Genomic DNA, 21,748 nt, shown 5'->3' on the forward strand with positions numbered 1-21,748 from the left:
CCGCCAGCTCAGTTGGCGGCAGGGGCCTCGGCACCTTCGGCAGGGGCGCCCTCGGCGGGCGCCTCGCCGTCATCGGGCGTTGTGACCGGTGTGGCGGTGGTCAGCACCCCGTTCACCCAATCGCCCGAGACCTCTTCGCCGGTGGCGTAGCGCAGCGTGCCCTGGCCGTGGCGCTTGCCGTCCCGGAAGCTGCCCTCGTAGACGTCGCCGTTGGCGTAGGTCGCGATGCCTTCGCCCTCGAAATCGCCGTTCACCCAGCCGCCGCTGTAGCGGAAGCCGTCGGGCATCACGATCTCGCCCTCGCCATGACGCAGGTCCTCGCGGAAATCGCCGGTATAGGTGGCGCCGTCGGCATAGGTCGCGGTGCCGTGGCCGTGGCGCTGGTTGTCCTTCCAAGCGCCCTGGTAGGTGTAGCCGTCGGGGTAGGTGATCCGGCCCTCGCCATTGTAGCGTGCGTTGCTGAAGGCGCCCTGGTAGACCACGCCGTTGGTGTAGGTGGCGATGCCCTCGCCCTCGATCACACCGTCGACCCAGGCCCCGTCATAGGTCGAGCCGTCGGGATAGGTGGTCTTGCCCCGCCCGTTGGCGAGGTCGCCGCGGATCTCGCCCTCGTAGACCGAGCCGTCGGGGTAGGTCACCCGGCCCTCGCCCTCGATCTGACCCGCCACCCAGCTGCCCTGCAGCTGGTAGCCGTCGGCGCCGGTGAAGGTGCCGAAGCCCTGCCGCTGGTCGTTGTTGAAGGCGCCCTCGTAGGTGTCACCGTTCGCGTAGGTCTCCTTGCCCTCGCCCTCGCGGCGGCCGTCGACCAGTTCGCCCTCGTAGATGTCGCCGTTGGGCAGGGTGAGCTTGCCGGAGCCGTCCTGCTGCCCGTCGCGCCACATGCCCTCGTAGACCAGCCCGTCCGCCATGGTCAGCACGCCCTGACCGGCGCGCTTGCCGTTGGCGACGCGGCCCTCGTAGACCGAGCCGTCCGGGTAGGTGATGGTGGCGTTGCCCTCTTCGACGCCGTTCACCCAGTCGCCGTCGTAGCGGTAGCCCTCGGGGGTCGTCATCACGCCGCGCCCGTGGTGCAGCGCGTTGCGGAACGAGCCCTCGTAGCGCGAGCCGTTGGCGTACTGGATCACGCCCTTTCCGGTGATCTTGCCGTCGAGCCAGGAGCCCTCGTAGACCGAGCCGTCGGCCAGCACGATGCGCCCGATGCCCTCGGGCTTGCCCTTCTCGAAATGGCCTTCGTAGATCGCACCGCTGGGGTAGCGGGCGGTGCCTTCGCCATTGATCTCGCCCTCGACCCAGGTGCCGGTGTACTCGTAGCCGTTCGGCAGCCGGTAGGTGCCGGTCCCGTGGCGCAGACCGTCCTGGAAGGTGCCCTCGTAGACCCCGCCATCGTCGAATTGCTTGGTGATGATCTCGCCGTCATCCTGCGCGATGGCGGCGCCGGCAATGGCCAGAAAAGCCGCTGCGGCGGCAAGTTTGATGCCTGCGCGTGTCATTGTTCGTTCCTTGCCGGATATTCCTCGCCTCGTGCCCGGAAGGTAAACAAGCCCCCTTGGACTGACAATCTCTTTTGCCCCGGGCTCCTTCCCCTCCGGCGTGGTTCTGCTATGTCGGCACGAGGATGTGATCGAAAGGACGTGGGTATGGCCGACCGTTTCCGCCTCACCATCGCGCAGCTCAACCCGGTGCTCGGCGATCTCGCGGGCAATGCCGCGCAGGCCCGTGATGCATGGGAACAGGGCAAGGCGGCGGGGGCCGACATGGTGGCGCTGCCCGAGATGTTCATCGCCGGCTACAGCCCGCAGGACCTGCCCTCGAAGAACGCCTTCACGCTCGACTGCATGGCGGCGGTGAGGCAGCTGGCCGAGGATTGCGCCGACGGCCCGACCCTTGCCATCGGCACGCCCTGGGTCGAGGGCACCGAGCTCTACAACGCCTACGTCATCTGCCGCGGCGGCAAGATCACCACGCAGGTCTTCAAGCATCACCTGCCGAATTACGAGGTCTTCGACGAGCTGCGCATCTACGACAGCGGCCCCATCGGCGGCCCCTACGCGGTGGGCAACACCCGGGTCGGCTCGCCGGTCTGCGAGGACGCCTGGTACGAGGACGTGGCCGAGACGCTGGCCGAGACCGGCGCCGAGTTCCTGCTGGTGCCGAACGGCTCGCCCTATCACCGCGACAAGTACGAGACCCGCCTGAACAAGATGGTGGCCCGCGTCATCGAAACCGGCCTGCCGCTGATCTACGTGAACATGACCGGCGGTCAGGACGACCAGATCTTCGACGGCGGCAGCTTCGTGCTGAACCCGCACGGGCAGGTGGCGGTGCAGCTCCCGGTCTTCGAGGAAGTCGTGGCCCATGTCGATCTGGAGCGCACCGAGAGCGGCTGGCGCGCGCTCGAGGGCGATTTCACCCGCCACCCGGACTCGATGGAGCAGGATTACAACGCGATGGTGGTCGCGCTGCGCGACTATTGCCGCAAGACCGGCTTCGGCAAGGTGCTGCTCGGGCTCTCGGGCGGCATCGACTCGGCGCTGGTGGCGACCATCGCGGTGGACGCGCTGGGTGCCGGCAACGTGCGCTGCGTGATGCTGCCGTCGGAATACACTTCGGAGCATTCGCTCGAGGACGCCAAGGCCTGCGCCGAGGCGCTGGGCTGCCACTACGATTTCGTGCCGATCACGCCCGGCCGCGACGCGATCACCGCGACGCTGGCGCCGCTCTTCGAGGGGCTGAAACCGGACCTGACGGAAGAGAACATCCAGTCCCGCCTGCGCGGTCTGCTGCTGATGGCGATGTCCAACAAGTTCGGCGAGATGCTGCTGACCACCGGCAACAAGTCCGAGGTCGCGGTGGGCTATGCCACGATCTACGGCGACATGGCGGGCGGCTACAATCCGATCAAGGATCTCTACAAGACCCGCGTCTTCGACATCTGCCGCTGGCGCAACGCCAACCATCGCGGCTGGATGTCGGGCCCCGGGGCCGCGCCGATCCCCGAGCGCATCATCACCAAGCCGCCCTCGGCCGAGCTGCGCGCCGACCAGAAGGACAGCGATTCGCTGCCCGACTACCCGGTGCTGGACGGGATCCTGAAGATCCTCGTGGATGACGACGGCTCGATCGCCGATTGCGTGGCAGCGGGCTACGACCGGGCGGACGCCAAGAAGGTCGAGCACCTGCTCTACATCTCGGAATACAAGCGCTTCCAGTCGGCCCCGGGCGCGCGCCTGTCGAAGCGCGCCTTCTGGCTCGACCGCCGCTATCCCATCGTGAACCGCTGGCGGGACAACAGCTGAGGGGACGGGGCAGGGGCGCGGTCCTCGGGTGGGGACGGCGGCGCCGGAACGCCCCTGGCCGAGTGGCCGGTCCACGGTCTGTCCAGATCACTCCGGACCCTGAGCTCGTGCGTTTCGGTTCGAGATGTGAGCCGACGGGCTGATCCAGGCATAGCAAACTGGTGACGCGGTCGGGATCGCGGTGCGACCCGACCTTGCGCACGGCCCGCTCGCGTCGGGGCGCGAGCGGGCTGCTATTCCCACCACCTGTCGATGGTGGCGATGTCGTCGTCGGACCAGCCGAAGTGGTGGGCGAACTCGTGGACCGTGACGTGGATCACCAGGTCCTCGAGCTCGATGTCGCCGCGGTCGCGCCATTCGGCGAGGATCGGCTGGCGGAACAGCCAGACCCGGTCGGGCCAGGGCGAGGGGTCGCTGAACGACCGTTCCGTCATCGGGATGCCCTCGTAAAGCCCGGTGAGCTCGAGCGGATCCTTGATCTCCATCTCGCGGAGCACGTCCTCGGGCGGCCACTCCTCGACCTGCAGCAGCACCTCTGCGGCGGACTTCCGGAAGGGCTCGGGGAAGGTCTCGACGGCGCGGTGGGCCATGGCTTCGAAGGCGGAGAGATCGGGGGTGCTCATGGCTCTGATATGGCCGCTGGGCGACGCGAGGAAAAGGTCGTTTTCCGCCCGGTGGGTCGCAATCCGGCCAGAAGCCCGGGGCGATGCGGGTAAGGGACGGCGATCCTCTTCTTGCGAGTCCCTCCATGCTCACCGTCCACAAGATACCCGCCGCCTTCGCCGAGGCGGAATGCGACCGCATCATCGACATTGCCCGCGCCGCGGGCAGCGCCGACGCGCGGCTCGTCGGCAACACCCGCGACCACAACCTGCGCCGCGCCGAGCTGGTCTGGCTCGACGACGTGGAGGGGACGGAATGGGTGATGGACCGGATCGTCGACGTGGTGCGGCAAGCCAACCGCGAGGCCTTTGGCTTCGATCTCGACGCCTTCGACGAGAGCCCGCAGGTCGCCCGCTACGGCGCTGAGCGCGAGGGCCATTTCGGCTGGCATTCCGACATCGGCGACGGCCGGCTCGCGGCGCGGCGTAAGCTGACCATGGTGGTGCAGCTCACCTGCCCCGGGCGCTACCGCGGCGGGACGCTCGAGATCATGCCCTCGGCGCACAGCCTCGAGGCGGCACCGGAGCGCGGCACGGCGACGCTGTTCCCGTCCTTCCTGCTGCACCGGGTGACACCGGTGAGCCAGGGCGAGAGGCATTCTTTGACGATCTGGGCGCACGGTCCCGCCTTCCGGTGAACGGTGTGTGAGGGGGCGTTCTGCGGTGGTGGACAGGGGAAGAGGGGGCGCTGCCCCCGTCCGCTGACGCGGCCTCCCCCGGAGTTTACCGGGCAAGATGAAGGGGCGGGCCGCGCGTCTGTCCCGGGGGATGCGCGCGGCCTCTGTCGTCAGAGCATCAGCTGGTAGCTGTGCGGCACGTAGTGGAAGCCCTGATCGCGGGTCTCGACGTAGCCGAGCGCCGGGAACGGCATGTGGTAGCCGATGAAGGGCGTCTTGTCGGCGGCGAGCATGTCGAGGAGCTTGCGGCGGGATTGCGCGGCCTGCGCCTTGTCGGTGTCGAAGGACACTTCCCAGTCCGGATGGGCCAGCGACCAGACGTAGTGGTTGGCCAGATCGGCGATCAGCACCAGCTGCTTGCCGCTGCTTTCCAGCATGTAGCTCATGTGGCCCGGGGTGTGGCCGGGGGTCATCATCGCGGTGACGCCCGAGGCGACGCTGTCCCCGTCGGCGATGAATTCGAAGCGGTCGGCCAGTGGCTGGATCTTGCCGGTGAAGGTCTCGCCCCCGGCGCCGGACCAGTGGTCGTATTCCACATGCCCGGTGACATGCTGGGCGTTGGCGAAGGTCGGGCCGCCGCCGCCGGTGAGGCCGCCGACGTGGTCGCCGTGCATGTGGGTGATGACCACGTGGGTGACCTCGTCGCTGCCGTAGCCCGCGGCCTCGACCGCCGCGACGATGCCGTCGGGGTTGAGGCCGGTGTCGAAGAGGATGAGCTCGGCACCGGTGTTGACCAGCGTCGGTGTGAAGAAGAACTGCGCCTTGTCGGTCGGGATGTTGGCCGCTTCGGAGACTGCGGCGAATTCCTCGTCGCTGGCATTCAGGCCGAAGATCTTGTGCGGCTCCTCACGGGTCGCGGTGCCGGCCATCAGCGCGGTGATCTCGAAGTCGCCGAGCGTCACACGGTTGACCTTGGGCACTTGCGCGCCCTTCTGCGCGACCTGGGCGCCTGCCCGGCCCGCCGCGGCCATCAGCGGCAGCGCCGCCGCGCCGCCCAGGATGCCGCGTCTCGAAATGTTGGGTTGCATCATGGTCGTGTTCCCTCTCGTTGCCGGCCATGCCGATGGCGGGGACTCTAGCGCGAAAGCGTGTCCCTGCCAGAAATGCGCGCTGCCCTTTGCGCGAGATTAACGAGTCATCGGGTACCCAGCCTCACCCCTTGAGTGAGGAGCCCTGAGATGATTCCCGATGCGTCGAACCCCTGCTGGCAGCGCGTGCTCATGACCGAGAAAGAGCTGGCCGGGGCCGTGCTTGCCACAAAACTCCTCGTGACCCGCCTGCGGCGCGAGGTGAAGCAGCGTCCGGCCGCGCTCAACAGCAAGATCGCGGAACTGCGTACCTATTTCGAAAAGAACTCCTTCGCGGTGAAGGACATCGCACTCTTCTGAGAGGTCAGACCCATGAAAAACGCAATGATGTCCGTTGCCGAGGCGCGTGCCCGGATCGAGGCCGGGGCAGTGCTGGTGATCGCCGGCTCCGAGGAGGCGCTGTCGTCCCTGCCCAAGGGGCGCTGGATCGGCGGCACCTCGGTCTATTTCGTGACCGAGACCGGCGGCCGCACGGACCGCGAGAACCTCTTCGTGACCGAGATCGAAGCCGCCGAGGACGCGCGGCCGGTGCTCTACCGGGGCGAGGACCTGCCGAGCCTGACCATGGGGCGCTACGAAAACGGTCTGTCGATCATCCTGATCCCGGCCTTCAGCAAGGCGCACGAGGCGTTCGCGATCCGCGGCGCCGAGTTTCCGGGCCTCTTCGACCAGCCGCTGATGGGCTGGATCACCGGCATTCACCTCGACGATCTCGGCGAGGTGACGCCCAAGGTCTTCGACGGCGCCAGGGGCGAGATGCACGAGGACGGCGCGATGCTGTTGCACGTGAAACTTCCCGCGGGAGAGGTCGCGGATCTCGACATCCTCAACCTCTTCGAGCCCGACATGTCCGCGGACGAGATCAGCTTCGGCGAGACCGGCTTCGGGGCGAAGACCGCCATGGTCAACGGGCAGGAGGTCGATTTCGCCGCCTATCTCGTCGAGAAGGGCATCGACACACGCTGCCCGCTGGTGGCAAATTTCGCGGGCGCGATGGTCAACGTCTCGTTCCAGGCGGTGGATCCGGCGGCGGGTGTGAGCTTCTATGCCCCGGTGATCGAGGGCATGACCTATCACATTGCCAGTACGCCCGGCGACTATGCCTCGGAGTTCGCGGCGCGGGCGCAGGGGGACGGGACGCGGGAGCTGTCGTGCAACTGCATCCTCAACTACCTCTATGGCGAGCTGGAATCGAAGACGACCGGGGGATTCACCGGCCCCGCGACCTTTGGCGAGATCGCCTACATGCTGCTGAACCAGACCATGGTGCGGGTGAACCTGCGGGCTGCCGAGGCAGCGCAGGTCGCCTGAGCTTGTGGCCCGCGTGCCTTGCGCGGGCCACTTTCCGGATGAAAGCCCGTCGTCAGTCGATCTCGCTGGCGCCGCATTGCGGCAGCAGCTCGGCGATCATCTGGTGCCGGCAGAGCTGGGTTCCGGGCGTGGTGACCGTTGCGCTCGCGGCGGCGGCGCCGAGCGCCAGCGCATCCGGCGCGCCGATGCCTGTGGCCAGCCCGTAGGCGAAAGCGCCGACGAAGCTGTCGCCCGCGCCGACGGCCGACACCACCGAGACCTTGGCGGCGCTCACCTGCGTGAGCCCGTCGGGCCCGGCCATCACCGAGCCGTCCGCCCCTCGGGCGAGGATCACCCGTTTCGCCGCGCCCCGTGCCACCAGCTCGGCGGCGAATTCGGCGGATTCGCGGCGCGTCACCAGCGGGCGGCCCGCCAGTTGCTCGGCCTCCTCGCTGTCCATGCGCAGCACGGCGGGCGCCGGGTCAGTGCCCGCGGCGAGGTATTCCAGCGCCGCGCCCGAGGTGTCGACGATCACCTCCGCCTCCTGCGGCAGCAGCACCCGGCAGAGCTCGGTCGCGTAGTGCACCGAGACACCCGGCGGCTGGCTGCCGCTCAGCACCACGATGCCGCCCTTGGGCACCGACGAGGCGATGGCCTGCAGCGACTCGGCCACGTCCTCTTCCGACCATTGCGGGCCGGGCAGGACGAAGCGGTACTGCGCGCCGGTTTCCCGGTCGTGCACGGCAAAACTCTCGCGGGTTTCGTCCGGCGCCTTCATCCGCACCAGCGGGATGCCGAGCTCGGAGAGCGTCGCCTCGAGCCGCATGCCGCTGGGTCCGGCAAGGGCGACGAAGGCACGCGCATGTGCCCCCATCTCGGCCGCCACGCGGGCGACGTTGATCCCGCCGCCGCCGGGATCGACGACGATGGGATCGCAGCGCAGCTTGGGGCCCGCGATGACCCGGTCGGTCGTCGTCGAGATGTCCAGAGCAGGGTTGAGCGTGACCGTCAGAATATCCTTCATGGGTTGCACCATGTCAGGCGCCGGGGGCTTCGCCAAGAGCCGCGAACTGGACAAATGACCGCGCTTGTGGGAAGTGCCCTCCGCGTAAGCAGGAGCCTCCCATGACCGTCACCCGTTTTGCCCCTTCGCCCACCGGCCACATCCACGTGGGCAACCTTCGCACGGCACTGTTCAACTACCTGATCGCCCGCAAGTCCGGCGGTACCTTCATTCTGCGCATCGACGACACCGATCCCGAGCGCAGCAAGGAAGAGTATGTCGACGGCATCAAGCGCGATCTGGAGTGGCTGGGCCTGACGTGGGACAGGACGGAGCGACAGAGCCTGCGGCTGGACCGCTACCACGAGGCCGCCGACAAGCTGCGCGCCATCGGTCGCTTCTACGAGGCCTTCGAGACCCCGACCGAGCTTGATCTCAAGCGCAAGAAGCAGCTGAACATGGGCAAGCCCCCGGTCTATGACCGCGCAGCGCTTGCACTTTCCGACGCCGAGAGGGACGCGCTGCGTGCCGAGCGCGGCAACGGCGTGTGGCGCTTCAAGCTCGACCAGCAGCGTATCGACTGGGAGGACGGCATCCTCGGCCCGATCTCGATCGACGCGGCGTCGGTGTCGGACCCGGTGCTGATCCGCGGCGACGGCCAGATCCTCTACACCCTCGCGTCGGTGGTCGACGACATCGAGATGGGCGTCACCAACGTGGTGCGCGGCTCGGACCACGTCACCAACACCGCGACGCAGATCCAGATCATCGAGGCGCTGGGCGGCACCCCGCCGGGCTTCGGTCACCACTCGCTGCTGACCGGCCCGCAGGGCGAATCGCTGTCGAAGCGACTCGGCGTTCTGTCGATCCGCGACCTGCGCGAGGCAGGCGTCGAACCCGAGGCGCTGCTGTCGCTGATGGCCCGTCTCGGCTCGAGCCAGCCGGTCGAGCTGCGCATGTCGCTCGAGGAGATCGCCGACGGTTTCGAGCTGAGCCAGTTCGGCGCGGCGCCCACCAAGTTCGACGAGAACGACCTCTACCCGCTCACCGCGCGCAAGCTGCATGGCCTGCCGCTCGAGGCAGTGGCGGACGAGATCGAAGCGCTGGGCGTGCCCGCCGACAAGGCCGAGCTGTTCTGGACCGTGACGCGAGAGAACATCCAGACCCGCAAGGAGCTGGCCAAGTGGTGGGCGCTGTTCCGCGACGGCGCCGAGCCGCTGGTGGCGGACGAGGACAAGGCGTTCATCGCCGAGGCCATGGCGATGCTCCCCGAGGGCCCGTTCACCCAGGAGACCTGGGGCGAATGGACCAAGGCGGTGAAGGAAAAGACCGGCCGCAAGGGCAAGGGTCTCTTCATGCCGCTGCGCAAGGCGCTCACCGGTCTGGAGCGCGGCCCCGAGATGGCCGACGTGATGCCGCTTCTGCAGCAGATCCCGGCGCGCAAGCTCGCCGAGGGCTGAGCCCGGGCTGTCTCAAAGATCTCATGACCGCCGTGCAAGATCGCGGCGGTCGTCACTGATCTCGAGCGCGTGTTTGGCGTGACGCAGCGCGTAGCCGCGCATGGAGCGCGCCGCTGAGGCCAGCTCGTCCCACTCGGACTGTTCGAGCTGCGCAAGTTCCGACACCGCGACCCCAACGACCTCGGGATGGCCGGCCCCGGCGCGGATCAGCGCGGCGAAACCGTCCTCGATCAGGTCGCCGGCCCTCAGGACGGGCACCTCGATGCGCGGGAATTCCGCCGGGATGCTGCGGGTGGGGTCGGCCTCGGACAGGATCCGGCTCAGCCGGTGCAGCACGTCGATGGCGGTGCCCGGGTCGTTGATCCCCGGCGACAGCGCCCGCACCGCGATCTCGTTCAGCACCACGATCCCGAAGCGCGCGTCCTGCTCGTTGGTGCGGATCTCGCCCAGGGTGAAGGTCTTGGCCAGCGCTGCCATGTCTTCGATCTCGCCCAGCACCCAGCCGAGCGGCGTGCCCTTGAGCACGTGTTCCCCCGGCGCACGGGCGAGGGTGATCGAGGCGCCGGTCTTCGCCAGCGCGTCGCTCAGCGCATTCATGTCGATGAATTGCAGATAGCCGCCGGAGGGCGCGGGCAGGGCCGTCGCACCCGAGGGGATCTCGGCGTCGGGGCTCAGGGGCACGCCCCCGAGCGCGGGCTGGGAGAGGATGCGGCGCAGCGGCTCGCGGGCGCGTTCCTCGACCTTGCTCAGGGTGTCGTCCATGCTGCCGAGGCTGCTCAGGTGGTCGATCCAGCGCAGGATCGCCAGCACGATGGCCGCGATGGCAAGGATGGTGAAGAAGAACACCACGACGGCGGCGGATTCCGAGTAGAACCCGGCGCGGAACATCACGATGGCGGTGAGCGAGAACAGGAAGGCGCCGGTGAAGGTCGCGAGCACGGTCTGCGTCGTGGTGTCCGACAGGTGCAGCCGGTAGGCGCGCGGCGTGGCCTGGCTCGCGGCGGTCTGGAACGCCTGCACCATGACCGAAAGCGAGAAGGTCGTGACCGTGAGCATGGTCGTGGCGAGGATGTTGAGCAGCGGCATCACCGCGTCGCTGCCGAAACGGTCCTGCCACTCCTCGGGGATGAGCGGATCGAAGAGCGGCGCCAGCGAGGCGGTGGCCAGCGCGACCAGCGCGCCGAACAGCACCCGCGCGGCAAGGTTGCGCGCCACGCGCCGCACCATGAGCAACGGTTTCGAACGCTTCATCGGTGGATCCTTCTGCTGCCGAGCGCGTCGAGGTGCCGGTCCACGAAGCCACGCTCGTCGTCGGTCAGGCGCTGGGCCCGCGGGTAGATCGGCGCGGCGCGGTCGTCGAGCACCGGCGCCTCCCAGCCCGTGGTCGTGGCGAAGAATCGCTCCGCGCCTTCCGGGCCATACTCCGCCAGATAGCCCTGGATCACCACGTCGATGTAGCTCAGCAGCACCGGATGGTCATCGTCGGGCGCGTGCAGCCGCTCGGGCGCGATGGCATAGATTGCAAGCTGCGCCACGTCCGGGGCCGCGTGGGTGACGCAGGCGGCGGCGTCGAGCCGCTGATAGGCGTGCTCGCGCAGGTCGAGCGCCGCCCAGCCGTCTTCGGGAACGGGCGCGATCAGCCCCTCGATCTCGCAGTCCGGGTCGCGAATCGCCGTGAGGTAGGCAAGCTCGCGATCAGGGGTGACCCGCCACGCGCGACGCCAACCGCGGGCGGTTGCGCCGTGTGCCGGGGTGAAACCGTGGGTAAACCGGTTCACCAGGGAGCCGTAACCAAAGAAGAATGCGTTACTCAAGCGTCGTTCCGTTCTCGCGATTGATGTATGTCAAACCGTCTTTTCCCGGATGATGTATGTAATCCGGCGACCTGAGGAAGCGAGGACCTGGGCCGTGCGCGTTACCAAGAGAACCAACATTGCCATCCGTGTGCTGATGCATTGCGCGGCCAACTCCGGCCGTCTGGTGACGAAAGCCGAGATCGCCAGGCGTTGCAACGCGTCCGAGAACCACCTTGCGCAGGTGATCAACCAGCTTGCGCAACTGGGCTACCTGCACACCCAGCGCGGCCGCCATGGCGGTCTCGAGCTCGGGCGCCCGGCAGACCAGATCCGCATCGGCGATGTGTTCCGCGCGCTCGAGGCGCCGGTGCCTCTGGCGGAATGCTTCGCCGACGTGGACAACACCTGCCCGCTGACCAATGCCTGTCGCCTCAAGATTGCGCTGACCGATGCGGCCAGCGCCTTCTATGCGACGCTTGATCCGATCTCGCTCGATACGCTGGTCTGTGACAATGCCCCGCTGATGGACATTCTTGCACCGGCAGGGCAGTGCACCGGGGCTTTGCGCCAGCAGAATCTTGCGGCTCAGTGACAAACAGCGTAGCTTGATCCGGACCGCGAGGGGAGAACCGGCCCGTCCGGTGCCGAAGGAGCAACCGCCCCGGAAACTCTCAGGCCCATGGACCTTTGCGGACACAAGAACTCTGGAGAGTGGCGCGGCCCGTTCGTGCCCGCCGAAGGGATAACGATCTCAGGCTGACGGACAGAGGGGGCATTCAGGCACGGAGCCTATCCGTGCGAGGAATGTCCGGGGCAAGGCCGCGCGCCGCATCCGGGCCAGAGGGATGTGAGACGCGATGGACGAGCTGAAACGCACGCCACTACACGATCTGCACCTGTCGCTTGGAGCGAAGATGGTGCCATTCGCCGGCTACGAGATGCCGGTGCAATACAAGCTTGGTGTCATGAAGGAGCACCTCCACTGCCGCGCGGCAGCGGGGTTCTTCGACGTGAGCCACATGGGCCAGGTGATCCTGCGCGGCGACGACCCGGAAGGGGTGGCGCTGGCTCTCGAGACGCTGGTGCCCGTCGCCGTGGCGGGGCTCGGCGAGGGCCGGCAGCGCTACGGGCTCTTTACCAACGAGGATGGCGGCATCGAGGATGACCTGATGATCGCCAACCGCGGCGATCACCTGTTCCTCGTGGTCAACGCCGCCTGCAAGGAGGCCGACGTGGCCCGGTTGCGCGCCGGGCTCGAGCCCGCGGGCGTCACCGTCGACTACATCGAGGACCGGGCGCTCTTCGCGCTGCAGGGACCCGCGGCCGAGCAGGTGCTGGCGGCGCTGAACCCGGCGGTGGCCGGGATGCGCTTCATGGATGTCGCGACGGTCGAGCTTGCGGGGGCCGAGTGCTGGGTCTCGCGCTCGGGCTACACCGGCGAGGACGGCTACGAGATCTCGGTGCCCGAGGAGTCCGCGGTGGCGCTGGCGGAGGCGTTGCTGGCGCATGAGGCGGTCGAGCCCATCGGGCTCGGCGCCCGCGACTCGCTGCGGCTCGAGGCGGGGCTCTGCCTCTACGGCCACGACCTCGATCCCACCACCACGCCGGTGGCGGGCGGGCTGCTCTGGGCGATCCAGAAGGCGCGTCGCGCCGATGGAGCGCGGGCGGGCGGGTTTCCGGGGGCCGAGAAGATCCTTGCCGAGATCGCCACCGGTGCGCCTTCGGTGCGGGTCGGGCTGAAGCCCGAGGGCCGCGCGCCGATGCGCGAGGGGGTCGAGCTCTTCGAGACCGAGACCGGCGGCGACGCGGTCGGCCGGATCACCTCGGGCGGGTTCGGACCGACGGTCGGCGGGCCGGTCGCCATGGGCTACGTGCCCGCGCAGGCGGCGCCCCCGGGGTCGCGGCTCTATGGCGAAGTGCGGGGCAAGCGGCTGCCGGTCGACGTGATCGCGCTGCCGTTCGTAAAACAAAGCTACAAACGCTGACTTGGAAGGGACGAGCGTTATGAAATTTACCGAAGAACACGAGTGGCTCGAGATCGAGGGCGACCTGGTGGTGGTGGGGATCACCGCCCACGCGGCAGAACAGCTGGGCGACGTGGTGTTCGTCGAGCTGCCCGAGCCGGGCACCACGGTGAGCAAGGATGACGAAGTCGTGGTGATCGAGTCGGTCAAGGCGGCGTCGGACATCCTCGCCCCGATCGACGGCGAGATCGTCGAGGTCAACGAGGCCATCGTCGAGGATCCGGGCAAGGTCAACGAGGATCCCGAGGGCGAAGCCTGGTTCTTCAAGCTCAAGGTCGAGGATCTCTCGGTGCTCGACGATTTCATGAGCGAGGCTGCCTACAAGAAGTTCATCGGCTAGGCTTGCTCCATTGATGCAGCGACTCGCCTAGCGCCTTCCGGGCCGGGTCACGGCGCGGACCGGAAGGCGGGCGGTGAGTATTTTTGGAATGATGGCAGGGCGGGGCCCGTTCCCGCCCCGGCTTTGGACATCCTGGACAAATCGACATGCCCTTCACCCCGACCGACTATCTCCCCTACGATTTCGCCAACCGGCGCCATATCGGACCGTCCCCCGCCGAGATGGCCGGGATGTTCGAGACCCTCGGCGTCGCCGACCTGGACGAGCTGATCGCCCAGACCGTTCCCGAGGCCATCCGGCAGGAGGCGCCGCTCGATTTCGGCGCGCCGCTTTCCGAGCGCGAGATGCTCTGGCGGCTGCAGGAGGTGGCCGAGAAGAACAAGGTGTTCACCTCGCTGATCGGCATGGGCTACCACAACACGATCACGCCGCCGGCGATCCAGCGAAACATTTTCGAGAACCCGGCGTGGTACACGGCCTACACGCCCTACCAGCCCGAGATCTCGCAGGGCCGGCTCGAGGCGCTGCTCAACTACCAGACCATGGTCAGCGACCTGACCGGGCTCGAGATCGCCAACGCCTCGCTGCTCGACGAGGCCACCGCCTGCGCCGAGGCGATGACCATGGCGCAGCGGGTGGCGAAGTCCAAGGCCACGGCCTTTTTCGTCGACGAGAACTGCCACCCGCAGAACATCGCCGTCATGAAGACCCGCGCCGCGCCGCTGGGCATCGAGATCGTCGTGGGCGCGCCCGAGGCGCTCGACGCCGACAAGGTCTTCGGGGCGATCTTCCAGTACCCCGGCACCTACGGCGGCCTGCGTGATTTCGGCCCCGCCATGGAGGCCCTGCACGCGGCCAAGGCGGTCGGCATCGTCGCCGCCGACATCATGGCGCTCTGCCTCGTGAAAGAACCGGGTGCGATGGGCGCCGACATCGCCGTGGGCTCGACCCAGCGCTTTGGCGTGCCGCTGGGCTACGGCGGTCCGCACGCCGCCTACATGGCCTGCCGCGAGGCGTTCAAGCGCGCCATGCCGGGACGCATCGTCGGGGTCTCGGTCGATGCGCTGGGCAACCGCGCCTACCGGCTGGCCCTCCAGACCCGCGAGCAGCACATCCGCCGCGAGAAGGCGACCTCGAACGTCTGCACGGCGCAGGCGCTGCTGGCGGTGATGGCGGGCTTCTACGCGGTGTTCCACGGCGCCACCGGCCTGAAGGCCATCGCGCAGCGCATCCACCTCAAGACCGCGCGTCTTGCCAGGGGGCTCGAGGATGCGGGCTACGCGGTCGAGACCGAGACCTTTTTCGACACCATCACCGTCGAGGTCGGCCTGCTGCAGCGGGGCATCCTGCAGGCGGCGATCAAGGAAGGCGTGAACCTGCGCCGGGTCGGCAAGACCAAGGTGGGCATCACGCTGGACGAGGCGACCCGCCCGGCCCAGATCGAGGCGGTCTGGCGGGCCTTCGGCCTCGTGCGCGAGGATGTCGAGAGCGCCGGCGAATACCGTCTGCCCGAGGCGCTGCTGCGCGAGAGCGCCTATCTCACCCATGACATCTTCAAGATGAACCGGGCCGAGACCGAGATGATGCGCTACATGCGCCGCCTCGCGGACCGCGATCTTGCGCTCGACCGCGCGATGATCCCGCTGGGGTCGTGCACGATGAAGCTCAACGCCGCCGCCGAGATGATGCCGGTGAGCTGGCGCGAGTTCTCCTCGCTGCACCCCTACGCGCCGGCGGACCAGGCCAAGGGCTATGCCGAGATGATCGCCGATCTGTCGCAGAAGCTCTGCGCCATCACCGGTTACGACGATTTCTCCATGCAGCCGAACTCGGGCGCGCAGGGGGAATACGCAGGACTGCTGACCATCGCGTCGTGGCAGAAGGCGCGCGGCGAGGGCCAGCGCAACGTCTGCCTGATCCCGGTGAACGCGCATGGCACCAACCCGGCCTCGGCGCAGATGGTCGGCTGGAAGGTCGTGCCGGTGAAATGCGACGAGAAAGGTTCGATCGATGTGGCGGACTTCCGCGCGAAGGCCGAGCAGTACAGCGACACGCTGGCGGCCTGCATGATCACCTATCCCTCGACCCACGGGGTCTTCGAGGAGACGGTGAAGGAGGTCTGCGCGATCACCCACGAGCATGGCGGGCAGGTCTATATCGACGGCGCCAACATGAATGCCATGGTGGGCCTGTCGCGTCCGGGCGATCTTGGCGGCGACGTGAGCCACCTCAACCTGCACAAGACCTTCTGCATCCCGCATGGCGGTGGCGGCCCCGGCATGGGCCCGATCGGGGTGAAGGCGCATCTGGTGCCGCACCTGCCCTCCGATCCGCTCAAGGGGGGCGTCGCGGGGCCAGTTTCTGCCGCGGCCTTCGGCTCGCCCTCGCTGCTGCCGATCTCGTGGGGATACATCCTGATGATGGGCGGCGAGGGTCTGACGCAGGCCACGCGCGTGGCGATCCTGAACGCCAACTACATCGCCGCAAGGCTCTCGGGCGCCTACGAGATCCTCTACACCGGGCCGCAGGGCCGGGTGGCGCACGAGTGCATCCTCGACGTGCGGCCTTTCGAGAAATCCGCGGGGGTGACCGTCGAGGACATCGCCAAGCGGCTGGTGGACTGCGGCTTCCACGCCCCCACCATGAGCTGGCCGGTGGCGGGCACGCTGATGGTGGAGCCGACGGAATCCGAGACCCGGGCCGAGCTCGACCGCTTCTGCGACGCGATGCTGGCGATCCGGGAAGAGATCCGCGACATCGAGGACGGGCGCATGGACGCGGAGAACAACCCGCTGAAGCACGCGCCGCACACGATGGAGGACCTCGTCCGCGACTGGGACCGCCCCTACTCGCGCGAGCAGGGGTGCTTCCCGCCGGGTGCGTTCCGGGTCGACAAGTACTGGCCGCCGGTCAACCGCGTCGACAACGTCTACGGCGACCGGCATCTGGTCTGCACCTGCCCGCCGATGAGCGACTATGCCGAGGCGGCGGAATAGGCGGAGAGCGCCGGAGTGAGGGGCCAGCCCCTCACACTCCCCGGAGTTTAGGGGCAAGATGAAGAGACGGCCCGCGCTCCTGTCCGGAGGGCGGGCCGTGCCGTATCCGGGGGGCCGTGTGGTATTGGGTGGTGTCAGTCGGATTCGAGCAGGAAGCCGAGCGTGTCGCGGATCCGGCCCCAGGTGGCGGGGTCGGAGGCGCAGAGCAGGTAGCCCTCGCGGTTTGCGGCGTTGTACGCGCTGCCGTCGAGCATGGCGACATGGCCGCCCGCGCATTGGCAGAGCAGGGCGCCCGCGGCGTGGTCCCAGGGCGTGAGCCGGCCGGAGAGCACGAAATCCACGTGGCCCTGCGCCAGCATCCGCATCTCGTGCGCCGAGCAGCGCAGCGAGCCCACGCGCTCGAACCGGGGCATCAGCGCGCCGAACTGCGCCTGCTTGTCGGCGGGCAGCATGTAGAAGGGGGCGTAGCCCTGCAGCTCTTCGACCGGGCCGCCTCCGGAGACCTTCAGGGTGCGGCGGGCGCGGCGCTTCGGCGTGACCAGCTCGGCCGGGCCGCCGGTCTCGCCGATCACCACGTCATCCATCAGCGGGTCGTAGATCAGCCCGAAGACCGGCACGCCGAAGCGCAGCGCCGAGACGATCACGCCGAAGGTGGCGAGCCCGTGGGCATAGTTCCAGGTGCCGTCGACCGGGTCGATGGTGAAGGCGAGCTCGGCCTCGGGGATGCCGTCGAGCACCTCGGGGTGCAGCGCGACGTTCTCCTCGCCGATGATCAGCGCGTTGGGGAAGAGCGTCAGCAGGCCGCGCGCGATCATCCGCTCGGCGGCGCGGTCGGCCTCGGTCACCACGTCCTGGCGCGAGGTCTTGTGGTCGATGTCCGAGGCCTCGAGCGTGCGGAAGCGGGGCAGGATCTCGGCCCGGGCGGCGCGGCGCACGAGGTTGAGGATCGAGGCGCGCTGGGCGGAGGTCAGCGTGGAGACGGTCATCGGCAGGGTGGGGGAGAGGGAATCGCGCATGGGTCGGGGTCCGTTCGCAGCCAGAGGTGCCCCCGGATTGCCAGCCGGGGCGCATGGGTGCAAGCGTCGGGCGGCGGCTATTCGCGCGCCCGCAGCACCTGCGCCGGCCGCGCTGCCAGCGGACCCCAGGCAAAGGCGATGCCCGCGAGCAGCGTGGCGAGCACGCCGCCCGCGATGATGCCGAGCGCCGAGGGCCAGACGATGGCGAAGCTGGTTTCCATGATGAAGGTGCTCACCGCCCAGCCGCCGAGGATGCCCGCGACCAGCGCCACCACGCCGGCCCCGGCACCGAGCAGCGCCGAGCGCAGCGCGAAGCTCTGCAGGATGCGCCGGCGCGAGGCCCCGAGGGTCTTGAGCACCGCCGCCTCGAAGGTGCGCGCACCGGTGCCCGCCGCCGCCGCTCCGATCAGCACGAGGAAGCCTGTCAGAAGCGTCGCCGCGGCGCCCCAGCGGATCGCGGCGCCGATGCCCTCGAGCAGCTCCGCCACCCGGTCTATGGCGTCACGAACCCGGATTGCGGTTATATTGGGATAGGTGGAGGCAAGGTCGCGCAGGATCTGCGCCTCGGCCCCGGCTTCGGCATAGACCGTCGAGATGAAGGTGTGCGGCGCGCCCTGCAGCGCGGTGGGGTTCAGCGTCATCACGAAGCCGATGCCCGCCGTCGAGAAATCCACGTCGCGGAAGCTGGTGATGGTCGCGGTGATGTCGCGACCCAGCACGTTGAAGGTGATCTCGTCGCCGAGCTTGAGCCCGATCTCCTCGGCCTCTTCCCGGGCGAAACTGATCTGGGGAGGGCCGTCGTAATCCTCGGGCCACCATTCGCCGCTGGTGACGATGGTGCGGTCGTCGGGGGTGGCGGCGTAGGTGATGCCGCGGTCGCCGCGCACCACCCAGTGATCGCCCGCCACCTCCTGCGCGTTGACGCCGTTGATCCGGGTGATCACGCCGCGCAGCATGGGCGCGGTGTCGACGCGGCTGACGGCCGGGTCATTCTCGAGACGCTCGAGGTAGCCGTCGATCTGGGCGGGCTGGATGTCGACGAAGAAATAGGACGGGGCGACCTCGGGCAGGTCGCGGTCGATGGCGCTGCGCAGGTTGCCGTCGATCTGGCCGACGGCGGCGAGCACCGAGAGCCCCAGCCCCAGCGACAGCACCACCGAGGCGGCGGTCTCGCGCGGGCCGCCGATGGCCGCGAGCGCCCAGCGCAGGGCGGGGCGACCGCGCGCGGCGGAGACGCTGCGATGGGCCAGCGCGCGGATGCCGGTGGCGGCGACCGCGAGGATTATGAGCGCGCCAAGGATGCCGCCGGCGGTCCAGAGGGTGATCTGCGGGCTCCCCGAGAACACCATGGCGACGCCCACCAGAAGCAGCACCAGCAGTCCGGTCGCGACCACGAAGCGGGTCGCAGGCAGGCCGCGGGCGCTGTCGAGCGCGTCGCGGAAGAGGGCAGCGGCGCGGACCTCCTCGGTGCGGGCGAGCGGCCAGAGCGTGAAGAGCAGCGCGGTCAGGATGCCGTAGATCGCGGCCTCGGCCAACGGCCCGGGGTAGAGGGTGAAGATCACCGGGATCGGCAGCGCGCCCGCGATCATCGGGGCGAAGAGCAGCGGCACAGCGGCACCGAGGACCAGGCCCATGGCGATTCCGAGCAGGCTCAGCGCGCCGATCTGCAGGAAATAGGTCAGGAAGATCACCCGGCGGCTGGCACCGAGGGTGCGCAGGGTGGCGATGACCGCGGTCTTGCGCGCGAGGTAGGCGCGCACCGCGGCAGAGACGCCGATGCCGCCGACCGCGAGCCCGGAAAGCCCGACCAGCACGAGGAAATTGGCCAGCTGGTCAACGAAGCGTGCGACGCCCGGTGCGCCGTTGCGGGCATCGCGCCAGCGCATGCCGCTGCCTTCGTACTGCGCCTCGGCCCGGCTGCGCAGCGCGTCCATGTCTGTGCCCTCGGGCACCAGCAGGCGGTACTCGGTCTCGAAGAGCGAGCCGGGCGCGAGCAGGCCCGAGCCCTCGAGATCGGAGGTGCGGACCATGGTGCGCGGGCCCAGACCGAAGCCGCCGCCGGCATCGTCGGGCTCGGTCACGATGGTGGCCGAGAGGGTGAAGCGGCGGGTGCCGAGCGCGAAGCTGTCGCCCGGGCTGAGGCCCATCCGGTCGGCCAGCACCGGTGCCATCACCGCGCCGGGCAGGTCGTCGCCGTCGAGCGCCTGCGACAGCGGCATCGGCGGGTCGAGCACCATTTCGCCCAGCAGCGGGTAGGCGTCGTCCACCGATTTCACCTGCGTCAGGCCACGCTCGGCTCCGGTCTCGCCCTCGGCCACGGCCATTGAACGGAAGTCGGTGACCTCGGAGACCGCGGTCGACACGCTCTCGAGCCAGGCGCGCTCGTCCTCCGAGGCAAAGCGATAGGTGAACTCGGCCTGCGCGTCGCCGCCGAGCAGGATCGCGCCCTGATCGCTGAGACCGGCCTGAATCGCCGAGCGCACCGATCCCACGCCGGCGATGGCCGCGACGCCAAGGGCGAGGCAGGCGAGGAAGATCCGGAACCCCCGCAGGCCGCCGCGCAACTCGCGTCGGGCGAAGCGGGCCGCGATGGAAAGGCTCATTCCGCCGCCCTCGCCGCCTCTTCCGCGACCTCGCCGTCGGTCAGCCGCACCACGCGGTCGCAGCGCTGCGCCAGTGCGTTCGAGTGGGTGACCAGCACCAGCGTCGCGCCGTGGCGGTCGCGCAGTCCGAAGAGCATGTCCATGATCGCGTCGCCGTTCCGACCGTCGAGGTTGCCGGTGGGCTCGTCCGCCAGCAGAACGTCGGGCCGTGGCGCCGAAGCGCGGGCCAGCGCGACCCGCTGCTGTTCGCCCCCGGACATCTGCGCCGGGTAGTGGTCGGCGCGATGGCCGAGCCCCACCGCTTCGAGCTCGGCCCGGGCCCTCTCGAAGGCATCGCGATGACCGGCAAGTTCGAGCGGCGTTGCCACGTTCTCGAGCGCGGTCATCGTCGGGATCAGGTTGAAGCTCTGGAACACCACCCCCATGTGATCCCTGCGGAAGCGCGCGAGCTGGTCCTCGGTCATCGACGTCAGGTCCTGTCCCAGAACCTCGACCGTGCCGCCGGTGGCGTTCTCGAGGCCGCCCATCACCATCAGAAGCGAGGACTTCCCGCTGCCCGATGGACCGATCAGCCCCAGCGTCTCGCCGCTGCCGACCTCGAGCGAGATGCCGTGCAGGATTTCTACCATCCCGGCATTGCCGCGCAGGCTGAGCGTGACATCTTTGAGGGCGATGACGGGAGCAGGCATAAGGGGATCCGGGAAAATGAAGCGCTCGCTAGGATATGGGGCCGCCATGCGGCTGAACAAGGCGATGCCGGCGCTGGTGCTGCTCTGCGGCATGCTCGCGGCGCCCGCCCGGGCCGAGACGGTGCAGCTGCTGGCGCTGGGTGACAGCCTGACGCAAGGATACGGGCTGATCGAGCAGGACGGCTTCGTACCGCAGCTGCGCGCGTGGCTCGAAGAGCGCGGGCACGATGTCAGGATCGTGAACGGCGGTGTCTCCGGCGACACGACCGCGGGCGGGCTGTCGCGGGTGGACTGGTCGCTGACGCCCGAGATCCAGGGGATGATCGTGACGCTGGGCGGCAATGATCTGCTGCGGGCGCTGAGCCCCGAGGTGAGCCGCGCCAATCTCGAGGGAATCCTGCAGGCCGCCGAGGCGAAGGGGGTCGAGGTGCTGCTGGTTGGGATGCAGGCACCGGGAAACTACGGCCCGGAGTTCAAGCAGAGCTTCGATGCCATCTATCCCGAACTGGCCGAGCGGTTCGACACGGTCTATGCGCCGAGCTTCTTCGCGGGGATCCTGCCCGAGGGCGGTACGCCGCAGGACGCCACGGAGTTCATGCAGGCGGACGGGATCCATCCGAACGCCGAGGGCGTGACGCGCGTCGTCGAGGCGCTCGGGCCGTCCGTAGAGGAGCTGATCGCCCGGATCGAGGACGCCGACTGAGGCTTGCGGTCCTCGCGGATCGGGTGAACGCCTCTGGGTCTGGGTCTGGGTCTGGGTCTGGGTCTGGGTCTGGGTCTGGGTCTGGGTCTGGGTCTGGGTCTGGGT

General features: G+C 68.7%; 19 protein-coding genes and 1 riboswitch. Of the genes, 10 read left to right on the plus strand and 9 right to left on the minus strand.

Annotated features, from left to right (window positions below; translation table 11 throughout):
• Positions 1 to 8: 8 nt before the first annotated feature.
• Positions 9 to 1,490, minus strand: a complete 1,482-nt coding sequence (locus BLQ77_RS05615; RefSeq protein WP_089956470.1) for an MORN repeat-containing protein — start codon at positions 1,488 to 1,490, stop codon at positions 9 to 11.
• 147 nt (positions 1,491 to 1,637) lie between these two features.
• On the opposite strand from BLQ77_RS05615, the gene BLQ77_RS05620 reads away from it, so the two are divergent.
• Positions 1,638 to 3,296 carry an NAD+ synthase gene (locus tag BLQ77_RS05620; RefSeq protein ID WP_089956473.1) on the plus strand — a complete coding sequence of 553 codons (1,659 nt, stop codon included), beginning with the start codon at positions 1,638 to 1,640 and terminating at the stop codon, positions 3,294 to 3,296.
• 233 nt (positions 3,297 to 3,529) lie between these two features.
• Here BLQ77_RS05620 and BLQ77_RS05625 read toward each other — a convergent pair whose 3' ends face one another.
• The gene (locus BLQ77_RS05625) at positions 3,530 to 3,919 is read right to left on the minus strand and encodes a metallopeptidase family protein (RefSeq protein WP_089956476.1); all 390 of its coding nucleotides are present in this window, start codon (positions 3,917 to 3,919) and stop codon (positions 3,530 to 3,532) included.
• 125 nt (positions 3,920 to 4,044) lie between these two features.
• On the opposite strand from BLQ77_RS05625, the gene BLQ77_RS05630 reads away from it, so the two are divergent.
• Positions 4,045 to 4,596: a 2OG-Fe(II) oxygenase gene (locus tag BLQ77_RS05630; protein WP_089956479.1), complete on the plus strand. Its 552-nt coding sequence runs from the start codon at positions 4,045 to 4,047 to the stop codon at positions 4,594 to 4,596.
• 149 nt (positions 4,597 to 4,745) lie between these two features.
• On the opposite strand, the gene BLQ77_RS05635 is transcribed toward BLQ77_RS05630, so the two are convergent.
• Positions 4,746 to 5,666: an MBL fold metallo-hydrolase gene (locus tag BLQ77_RS05635; RefSeq protein ID WP_089956481.1), complete on the minus strand. Its 921-nt coding sequence runs from the start codon at positions 5,664 to 5,666 to the stop codon at positions 4,746 to 4,748.
• Positions 5,667 to 5,813: 147 nt separating this feature from the next.
• On the opposite strand from BLQ77_RS05635, the gene BLQ77_RS05640 reads away from it, so the two are divergent.
• Positions 5,814 to 6,023, plus strand: coding sequence for a hypothetical protein (locus tag BLQ77_RS05640; RefSeq protein ID WP_008886544.1), 210 nt, complete (start codon positions 5,814 to 5,816; stop codon positions 6,021 to 6,023).
• A 12-nt stretch (positions 6,024 to 6,035) separates the two neighbouring features.
• Complete coding sequence (locus BLQ77_RS05645) at positions 6,036 to 7,034, plus strand: DUF6976 family protein (protein ID WP_089956484.1); 999 nt, start codon at positions 6,036 to 6,038, stop codon at positions 7,032 to 7,034.
• A 52-nt stretch (positions 7,035 to 7,086) separates the two neighbouring features.
• On the opposite strand, the gene BLQ77_RS05650 is transcribed toward BLQ77_RS05645, so the two are convergent.
• Complete coding sequence (locus tag BLQ77_RS05650; RefSeq protein ID WP_008887241.1) at positions 7,087 to 8,037, minus strand: 1-phosphofructokinase family hexose kinase; 951 nt, start codon at positions 8,035 to 8,037, stop codon at positions 7,087 to 7,089.
• Positions 8,038 to 8,138: 101 nt separating this feature from the next.
• On the opposite strand from BLQ77_RS05650, the gene gltX reads away from it, so the two are divergent.
• On the plus strand, positions 8,139 to 9,476 hold the full coding sequence (gene gltX, locus BLQ77_RS05655) for a glutamate--tRNA ligase (protein ID WP_089956486.1): 1,338 nt from the start codon (positions 8,139 to 8,141) through the stop codon (positions 9,474 to 9,476).
• 21 nt (positions 9,477 to 9,497) lie between these two features.
• Here the strand turns inward: gltX and BLQ77_RS05660 are convergent, their stop codons facing one another.
• Both BLQ77_RS05660 and BLQ77_RS05665 read right to left on the minus strand, forming a co-directional pair.
• Positions 9,498 to 10,727, minus strand: a complete 1,230-nt coding sequence (locus BLQ77_RS05660) for a DUF2254 domain-containing protein (RefSeq protein ID WP_089956489.1) — start codon at positions 10,725 to 10,727, stop codon at positions 9,498 to 9,500.
• Positions 10,724 to 11,290, minus strand: coding sequence for a gamma-glutamylcyclotransferase family protein (locus BLQ77_RS05665; RefSeq protein WP_089956492.1), 567 nt, complete (start codon positions 11,288 to 11,290; stop codon positions 10,724 to 10,726). Before BLQ77_RS05665 ends, BLQ77_RS05660 begins: the two co-directional genes overlap by 4 nt.
• 94 nt (positions 11,291 to 11,384) lie before the next feature.
• On the opposite strand from BLQ77_RS05665, the gene BLQ77_RS05670 reads away from it, so the two are divergent.
• From BLQ77_RS05670 to gcvP, 4 genes are all read left to right on the plus strand, one after another.
• Complete coding sequence (locus BLQ77_RS05670) at positions 11,385 to 11,864, plus strand: RrF2 family transcriptional regulator (RefSeq protein WP_008887107.1); 480 nt, start codon at positions 11,385 to 11,387, stop codon at positions 11,862 to 11,864.
• 19 nt (positions 11,865 to 11,883) lie between these two features.
• A riboswitch (glycine riboswitch) is annotated at positions 11,884 to 11,969 on the plus strand.
• 160 nt (positions 11,970 to 12,129) lie between these two features.
• Positions 12,130 to 13,257, plus strand: a complete 1,128-nt coding sequence (gene gcvT, locus BLQ77_RS05675) for a glycine cleavage system aminomethyltransferase GcvT (RefSeq protein ID WP_089956494.1) — start codon at positions 12,130 to 12,132, stop codon at positions 13,255 to 13,257.
• 19 nt (positions 13,258 to 13,276) lie between these two features.
• Positions 13,277 to 13,636, plus strand: a complete 360-nt coding sequence (gcvH, locus tag BLQ77_RS05680) for a glycine cleavage system protein GcvH (protein ID WP_008886906.1) — start codon at positions 13,277 to 13,279, stop codon at positions 13,634 to 13,636.
• Between the two features lie 146 nt (positions 13,637 to 13,782).
• Positions 13,783 to 16,632 (plus strand): aminomethyl-transferring glycine dehydrogenase, encoded by a 2,850-nt coding sequence (gene gcvP, locus BLQ77_RS05685; RefSeq protein ID WP_089956497.1) that lies wholly within the window; start codon positions 13,783 to 13,785, stop codon positions 16,630 to 16,632.
• Positions 16,633 to 16,766: 134 nt separating this feature from the next.
• Here the strand turns inward: gcvP and BLQ77_RS05690 are convergent, their stop codons facing one another.
• The 3 genes from BLQ77_RS05690 to BLQ77_RS05700 form a co-directional block, all read right to left on the minus strand.
• Positions 16,767 to 17,648 carry an inositol monophosphatase family protein gene (locus BLQ77_RS05690; protein ID WP_089956500.1) on the minus strand — a complete coding sequence of 294 codons (882 nt, stop codon included), beginning with the start codon at positions 17,646 to 17,648 and terminating at the stop codon, positions 16,767 to 16,769.
• Between the two features lie 77 nt (positions 17,649 to 17,725).
• The gene (locus BLQ77_RS05695) at positions 17,726 to 20,251 is read right to left on the minus strand and encodes an ABC transporter permease (protein WP_089956501.1); all 2,526 of its coding nucleotides are present in this window, start codon (positions 20,249 to 20,251) and stop codon (positions 17,726 to 17,728) included.
• Positions 20,248 to 20,940, minus strand: coding sequence for an ABC transporter ATP-binding protein (locus BLQ77_RS05700; protein WP_089956504.1), 693 nt, complete (start codon positions 20,938 to 20,940; stop codon positions 20,248 to 20,250). The genes BLQ77_RS05695 and BLQ77_RS05700 overlap by 4 nt, the downstream gene beginning before the upstream one ends.
• A 16-nt stretch (positions 20,941 to 20,956) precedes the next feature.
• On the opposite strand from BLQ77_RS05700, the gene BLQ77_RS05705 reads away from it, so the two are divergent.
• Complete coding sequence (locus tag BLQ77_RS05705; protein WP_165617035.1) at positions 20,957 to 21,643, plus strand: arylesterase; 687 nt, start codon at positions 20,957 to 20,959, stop codon at positions 21,641 to 21,643.
• Positions 21,644 to 21,748 lie beyond the last annotated feature (105 nt).

The organism is Salipiger thiooxidans, from assembly GCF_900102075.1.
Taxonomy (GTDB): Bacteria; Pseudomonadota; Alphaproteobacteria; order Rhodobacterales; family Rhodobacteraceae; genus Salipiger; species Salipiger thiooxidans.